The following is a 258-nucleotide window of genomic DNA, read 5'->3' on the forward strand; positions in this document are numbered from 1 at the left end:
GGAAAACCATTGCGAGAATGTGCCTTCCGCCATACCGATGCGCCGCGCTACTTCGGTTTTCGTCCAGCTGTTCAGTCGCGCTACCTCAATCACGCGGTCGATCAGTTCCCACCACAGTTCAATATCCTGTGCTGTGCGATTGTTAAGTTTTGCATCTGGGCCGACAAGCGGCCGCTCCCATGTAGAACCAGTGTTTTTGTTAGGGCTTGTGCCAACGATGTCATTCATTTAAAAGGTTCCTTGTAAAGTTGCCCATTC

General features: G+C 50.8%; 1 pseudogene. It reads right to left on the bottom strand.

What is annotated here, in order from left to right:
• A pseudogene (locus tag HBA93_RS21995) lies at positions 1-228 on the bottom strand (AAA family ATPase); the annotation flags it as partial.
• Positions 229-258: the final 30 nt, after the last annotated feature.

The organism is Ochrobactrum sp. SFR4 (assembly GCF_019730395.1).
Lineage (GTDB): Bacteria > Pseudomonadota > Alphaproteobacteria > Rhizobiales > Rhizobiaceae > Pseudochrobactrum.